Origin of the sequence: Blautia sp. HCP3S3_C12 (assembly GCF_052064155.1) — a bacterium.
GTDB lineage: Bacteria > Bacillota > Clostridia > Lachnospirales > Lachnospiraceae > Blautia_A.
In genome coordinates, this window is record NZ_JBQHWC010000011.1 from 104,167 (window position 1) to 110,477 (window position 6,311).

At 39.2% G+C, this 6,311-nt stretch carries 7 protein-coding genes; 5 read left to right on the forward strand and 2 right to left on the reverse strand.

Annotated elements, in window-relative coordinates; translation table 11 throughout:
- Window positions 1–55: 55 nt before the first annotated feature.
- The 3 genes from ACTNDS_RS10305 to ilvC all read left to right on the forward strand — a co-directional run bounded on the left by ACTNDS_RS10305 (window position 56) and on the right by ilvC (window position 2,856).
- A complete protein-coding gene (locus ACTNDS_RS10305) occupies window positions 56–1,105 on the forward strand; it encodes a tyrosine-protein phosphatase (protein ID WP_173743030.1) in 1,050 nt (349 codons plus the stop codon).
- Window positions 1,106–1,260: 155 nt separating this feature from the next.
- Window positions 1,261–1,758, forward strand: coding sequence for an acetolactate synthase small subunit (gene ilvN / locus ACTNDS_RS10310; protein ID WP_019161239.1), 498 nt, complete (start codon window positions 1,261–1,263; stop codon window positions 1,756–1,758).
- A gap of 78 nt (window positions 1,759–1,836) precedes the next feature.
- Window positions 1,837–2,856, forward strand: coding sequence for a ketol-acid reductoisomerase (gene ilvC, locus ACTNDS_RS10315; RefSeq protein ID WP_441035514.1), 1,020 nt, complete (start codon window positions 1,837–1,839; stop codon window positions 2,854–2,856).
- A 58-nt stretch (window positions 2,857–2,914) separates the two neighbouring features.
- Here the strand turns inward: ilvC and ACTNDS_RS10320 are convergent, their stop codons facing one another.
- Window positions 2,915–3,445, reverse strand: coding sequence for a hypothetical protein (locus ACTNDS_RS10320; RefSeq protein ID WP_441035516.1), 531 nt, complete (start codon window positions 3,443–3,445; stop codon window positions 2,915–2,917).
- Window positions 3,446–3,690: 245 nt separating this feature from the next.
- Between ACTNDS_RS10320 and ACTNDS_RS10325 the strand changes: the two genes are divergently transcribed.
- Window positions 3,691–3,879 (forward strand): hypothetical protein, encoded by a 189-nt coding sequence (locus tag ACTNDS_RS10325; protein ID WP_173743032.1) that lies wholly within the window; start codon window positions 3,691–3,693, stop codon window positions 3,877–3,879.
- A gap of 1 nt (window position 3,880) precedes the next feature.
- On the opposite strand, the gene ACTNDS_RS10330 is transcribed toward ACTNDS_RS10325, so the two are convergent.
- Window positions 3,881–5,149, reverse strand: a complete 1,269-nt coding sequence (locus ACTNDS_RS10330; RefSeq protein ID WP_441035518.1) for a sensor histidine kinase — start codon at window positions 5,147–5,149, stop codon at window positions 3,881–3,883.
- A gap of 295 nt (window positions 5,150–5,444) precedes the next feature.
- On the opposite strand from ACTNDS_RS10330, the gene yedF reads away from it, so the two are divergent.
- Entirely contained in the window at window positions 5,445–6,059 is a 615-nt protein-coding gene (yedF, locus tag ACTNDS_RS10335) for a sulfurtransferase-like selenium metabolism protein YedF (RefSeq protein WP_173743034.1), read from the forward strand.
- The last annotated feature ends 252 nt before the right edge of the window (window positions 6,060–6,311 follow it).

A 6,311-nucleotide genomic window follows, 5' to 3' on the forward strand; every position in this document is an offset into this window, starting at 1 on the left:
TATGCTATTCTGAAAAAGAAATTTTGAAAAACCGTAGATAGTGGAGTGGTGAAACATGAAGTACGGAAAGATACGAATTGAAGATGGATTTCTGGTATTTACCAGACATATGATGATAAACAGTCTTCCATGTAGAGACATTGTATGGGCCTATATGCGAAAAGAAGGCGCAGATGAAGGCGATGACAGGCAGCTGAGCATAAATTATCTTGTGATCGTTACCAGGAGAAAAAAACGGTATAAATTTGATATGAGCCAGAGAGAGGTACAAGATTGTATCCGCCTTCTCAGGGCACTGAATCCGGATATGGCAACAGGCTTTCCTAAAGGAGGAAGAGTGCTTCTTCAGAGCCTGTCGGATACCAGGGATCTGGGTGCGATTGTCACGGAAGATGGCAGACATATTCTGCCTAAAAGGCTTCTGCGCAGCGGAGCCCTGTATCATATCAGTCAGGCAGATAAGGAACTTCTTATGGAAGCATATAATCTGAAAGCAGTGATTGATTTGCGGTCCGGCGCGGAAATCAGGAAAAAACCGGATCTTATTATGGCAGGGGTGGAATATTATCACATTCCCATTCTGGAGGAGGTTTCCGGCCTGTGCGATACCGGAGATATCCGTGAACTTTTGCAGAAAATTCCGGCCGATCCCTGGGAATATGTGAGAAATTTCTATGCACAGATAGGCACGGATCTCTATGCTATCAAGCAGTTTGCCAGGTTTGTGGATGTGGTTTACCATCATGAAAAAGGGGCACTTCTCTGGCACAGCGACACAGGAAGAGGAAGAGCCGGGCTGGCTACAGCCTTACTTCTGGCACTGTTGGGTGTAAAGAAGGATATTATTTATCAGGATTATCTGCGCACAAATCGTTATCTGTCATCGGAGCTTAAATATATGCTGCGTCTGTCTCAGACCTGGCCGGAAGCAGGAGCAGATACAGAAGAGAAATTGACAGCATTGTATCAGGTCAGAGAGGACTACCTGGATACTGCATATAAATCCGTGCTGGAAGAGTATGGCACTATGGAAAGATTTTTCAGGGATGCGCTCTATCTGAAACCCAAAATGATTGAGGAACTGCGGGAAAAGTATCTGATCTGATGATTTTTTTCAAAATAGCCAAAAATCAGTAAAAAAAACCGATTGGTTTGACCAAAAATATCATTGACAAAACGTTGATTGTTGATATAATGGTAACCATACAAACTATTTATTATATTAACGCGTTGATGAAGTGCGTTGAAAGCAGGTGAAACATGCAGAAGAGAGTATTATCCCTGTTGGTAGATAATACTGCAGGTGTGACTACCCGGGTATCTGGTCTGTTCAGCCGCAGAGGATATAATATTGACAGCATTACAGGCGGTGTAACGGCAGATGACCGGTTTTCCAGGATTACTGTTGTGTGCAGCGGCGATGAGTTGATTCTGGAACAGATCACAAATCAGCTTGCCAAGCTTGTTGATGTAAGAGATATCAAGATCCTGGAACCGGATAACAGTGTATGCCATGAGTTGCTTATGGTGAAGGTATCGGCCAGACCGGAACAGAGACAGGGAATTATTTCCATTGCAGATATATTCCATGCCAAGGTTGTGGATGTGAGTAAGGAATCCCTTATACTGGAAATGACAGGTACTCATAATAAGCTGGAAGCATTTATTGATCTGATGAAGGACTATGAAATCCTGGAGATGGCCCGTACAGGTGTTACCGGATTATCCAGAGGTTCAGATGATGTGACTTTTTTATAGCTTGATTATTACATAGTTTGCTAGGGGAGAATCCCTTAACGATAAATTTTTTTACAAATTAGCAGGAGGAAAATTAAAATGGCTAACAAGATTTTTTATCAGGAAGATTGTAATTTAAGCTTACTGGATGGTAAAAAAATTGCAATTATTGGATACGGAAGCCAGGGACATGCACATGCTCTGAACTTAAAGGAATCCGGATGTGATGTCATTATCGGTCTTTACGAAGGCAGCAAATCCTGGAAGAAAGCTGAAGAGCAGGGCTTTAAGGTATATACAGCAGCTGAAGCAGCTAAACAGGCAGATATCATCATGATTCTTATCAATGATGAATTACAGGCTAAACTTTACAAAGAATCCATCGAGCCAAACCTTGAAGAAGGCAATATGTTAATGTTTGCTCATGGTTTCAATATCCATTTCGGATGCATCAAACCACCAAAGAATGTTGACGTTACAATGATTGCTCCTAAAGCACCTGGTCATACAGTAAGAAGTGAGTATCAGGCTGGAAAAGGAACACCTTGTCTTATCGCTGTAGAGCAGGATTACACAGGAAAAGCTCAGGATCTTGCATTGGCATATGGTCTTGGAATCGGCGGAGCAAGAGCTGGTCTTCTTGAAACTACATTCCGTGTAGAGACAGAGACAGACCTTTTCGGTGAGCAGGCTGTACTTTGCGGTGGTGTTTGTGCACTTATGCAGGCAGGTTTTGAAACACTTGTTGAAGCTGGTTATGATCCAAGAAATGCATACTTTGAATGTATTCATGAAATGAAACTGATCGTAGACCTGATTTATCAGTCAGGATTCGCAGGAATGAGATATTCTATTTCCAATACTGCTGAATATGGCGATTACATCACAGGACCTAAGATCATCACAGAAGATACAAAGAAAGCTATGAAGAAAATTCTTTCTGATATCCAGGATGGTACATTTGCAAAAGACTTCTTACTTGATATGTCTGATGCAGGTGCACAGGTTCACTTCAAAGCTATGAGAAAATTAGCTTCAGAGCATCAGTCTGAAAAAGTTGGCGAAGAGATCCGTAAACTTTACAGCTGGAATGGCGAAGACAAACTTATTAATAACTAATTAAAGAATAAGTATGAAACCCCTGTCATAATTTTGACAGGGGTTTTGTTGTGAAAAATTATAATTCTACTATTTGTCCATTTTCAGAATCATATCTGCAATATTTTCCATTTCCGGATATAAATGGCTGGTAAGTATTGGTCTTAATATCCTTTAGATAGACAATACCGGTAGCGATCATTTCTACCAGGGAGAAACGTTCACTGAGACTGGAAATCCATTTGTAGGTTTTGTTCTTTGAGGAATCTGTCATGATCATATTGTAAGCATGACCATCAGGGGAGGCTTTTTCCAAAGAGAAGTATACTTTTTCAGCTTTGTCAGGTGTATCAAAGACCTGGCTGGTTATATAAGAAGAAAAATTAGTTTTAACAAATTTATGAAAAGAATTCAGGTCATAGGTGATTCCAGATACTTCATCAATGATCTTATCTCCACGTTCCAGGCGGGTGCGGATTACCTTCAAAACCTCCACAGTCCAGTTGATAAAGGAAATACTACTGTAATTCATACTCTCCAGAAGTGTACTGATTAATGCTTTTGATAATACATTTGATCTCACGGCCTCATCATAAAGTTCTTTGTTCATAATGTTCCCTCTTTTCTTATTATTTTGATTTAGAATTAAAGCTGTGATATTATAGAGTTACTGACATCATATGATTTTTAGGGAATATAATAAGTGGATGTACTAATATTATTATAAGTCGGTATCGTATAAAATGCAATAAAAAATAAGATAACTAAAATTGAAATTGTGTAAAATAACCAAATGGCAATGTCCGATGAAACAGACATTGCCACGAAAGAGATGATAAGAAGGAGATGAAAAATTTGAAAATAGAAGAGGAATTTATCAGTGGTTTTTGTCGTACTTGTAATATGGGGCAGACAGTATGCTGTGAATATACCATACAAGATAACGAAAAAACACTGTCATTTATGGATTGTGCCCATGAAAGGTGCGTAAATACAGGAGCCTGCGAGATTTACAGACAAGCAAAGGCACTGGAATGCAAATAGGTTATATGAAAATTTTTAAAATAAAGAGTTGATCAGATACAGAAAATTGGCACTGTCCGTTTAACTGTTCAACATAATAAATAATGCTTTTGACTCCGATGCCATGTCCCTCTTTTGCTGAAACAGGAATACCATCTACAAATTCCGGCATTTTTGCTACAGGGTTTTCAACCTGGAGCATAAGATGTTTCTTTTTTTGAGAAATAGTAAGTCTGGACCATCTGGATTGTCTGTCTGCCTGTTCTAATGCATGCATGGAATTTTCAAGTGCATTTGACAAAATTGTACAGAATGCAAGGTCAGAACAGGGCAGATCTTTTCCCGTAGAAATATTACAGTCAAGAGAAAATCCCCTGTCTGTGAAGCGGGAATCATAGATAGAGATTACAGAGTTCAGCATTTCATTTGGGGAGTAATTGGAAATAATGGTATCAGCGTATGCTGAGCTGATCTCTTTGATATATTTCTGTGCTTTTTCCAAATGATTATTTTGCAGCTGCATAAGGATGATGCTTAGGTGGTGACGCATATCATGACGCAGGATTGCCAGTTTTTGACTGCTGATTTTTACCTGATCAATTTCTTTCTGCATGGACTGAAGCTGAATTTCCATCAGGTTACTGTACTGCTTTAGTTCCTGCTTGTTTTCATATTCTCTGAAATAAATCATAAGAAATACCAGATATGCAATACAGAAAGCGAATCCCATAAATTCAACGACTGCTTTGTTTCCGGAATACAGCAGACTGGAGAATTTGGTAGATGCATAATCAAAAATATAATAAACAAAAGGCAGGAATCCGATGATACTCAGTTCCCGGGTGCCTTTTGCAAAAATGGTACGGGTGGAACGAAAAACATATTTATAAAGAATGATAAATGTTCCAAACGTAGTCAGTATTCTGGCAGAATAGTAGCACCATTCTGTACCTGTTAGATTTAGTGCAAATAATCCGATCCAGTTACTCAGCTGACAGCAAAGATATGCGGAGAAAACCGAAACACAGGAAGAAATCAGAGGAAATTTGTAATAAAAAGATAAAAACAGGATTAAAGGTAAATGTATAATTAAAGGATAGGATTGCAGGGCAAGTGCCTCTCCGAAAAATGCTGAATTAATGAGGTACAGGGAACCTTGAACACAAATCAGCAGGAACAGGGATAAAATATTTTTCTTATTTGATTTTACACCAAGAAAAAAGGCGGAACAGTAAATTCCAAAAAGCAAAGTGCCTGCATTGTGGATGGCAGACAGAATCTGTATGAACATAACAGAACCTCCTGATATCAGGTTAGGGGCAAAGTGATTTTGGCCCTAACATCATTATATATATTCAGTATAAAAGATTCCAGACTCATTCGCAAGTTTGTACATTTATTCGCGGTATCTGACAGGAAGTGTGGATTGCTTATTGCTTTTCGCAACCTCCGCAGGGGACTTGCTTGATTCGGTTAAATTTGTTGAAGTAGTCTGTGAATTATGGTATGTTTTTATGTATAAAGCGATAAAAGCAGAAATGATGCTATGTATCTGCCTGCAAAAAAACTAAATGAGGTGATCTGAAATGAAATATGAAGTAAATGCATTGGGAAAACAGTGTCCCATACCGGTGGTAATGACAAAAAAGGTGATCGATCAGTCGGGAACAGGAGATGAAATAGAAATCCTGGTTGACAATGAGACTGCGGTAAACAATCTCAGCAGATTGGCAAATAAAACCGGTTGTACCTTTGTGTCAGAAAAACTGGAGGTAAAAAAATACAGGGTAAAAATGAAGGTTCAGACCGAACAGACAGGCACAGAAGTGAAGGAAGAGGAGTTTGTCTGTGAAATGCCGGGAAAGAAAGTAAAGGTAGCAGTGATTTCCGCTGATGTTATGGGAAAGGGAGATGATGAACTGGGAAAAGTTCTGATCAAGGGCTTTTTATATGCTTTATCACAGATGGAGACCCATGTGGATACAATCCTTTTTTACAACGGAGGAGCGAAGCTTACTACAGAAGGTTCTGACAGCATAGAAGATTTGAAGAAAATGGAAGCAGAAGGGACAGAGATACTGACCTGTGGTACCTGCCTGAAACATTATGGCCTGATGGAGAAGCTTTTGGTAGGAAAGGTTACGGATATGTATACCATTACTGAACGAATGATGGGGGCGGATAAAATTATCCGCCCGTAGATTAGTACATCGATTTCGAAATAACTATACCACTCACTTGTCTGCGAATCCGATTGCACAGGTCTAAAAGCCTCAGCGTAGCCCGCTACGCCTGCGTTTTTAGACCTGCACACTCGAATCCGCATCCTACGCGATTGGTATAGTTATTTACGAAACGATGTACTAGTATAACATAAATTAAATAAGTACCATATATTTTAAACTAAATATGTGATATACTATTCTCATCAACGAAAGGATGGTTGTTATGAA

Bases quoted from the DNA above. Each gene is read 5' to 3' on its own strand.
- yedF (WP_173743034.1), top strand. From the start codon at position 5,445: ATGAAATATGAAGTAAATGCATTGGGAAAACAGTGTCCCATACCGGTG.
- ilvC (WP_441035514.1), top strand. From the start codon at position 1,837: ATGGCTAACAAGATTTTTTATCAGGAAGATTGTAATTTAAGCTTACTG.
- ilvN (WP_019161239.1), top strand. From the start codon at position 1,261: ATGCAGAAGAGAGTATTATCCCTGTTGGTAGATAATACTGCAGGTGTG.
- ACTNDS_RS10320 (WP_441035516.1), bottom strand. From the start codon at position 3,445: ATGAACAAAGAACTTTATGATGAGGCCGTGAGATCAAATGTATTATCA.
- ACTNDS_RS10330 (WP_441035518.1), bottom strand. From the start codon at position 5,149: ATGTTCATACAGATTCTGTCTGCCATCCACAATGCAGGCACTTTGCTT.
- ACTNDS_RS10305 (WP_173743030.1), top strand. From the start codon at position 56: ATGAAGTACGGAAAGATACGAATTGAAGATGGATTTCTGGTATTTACC.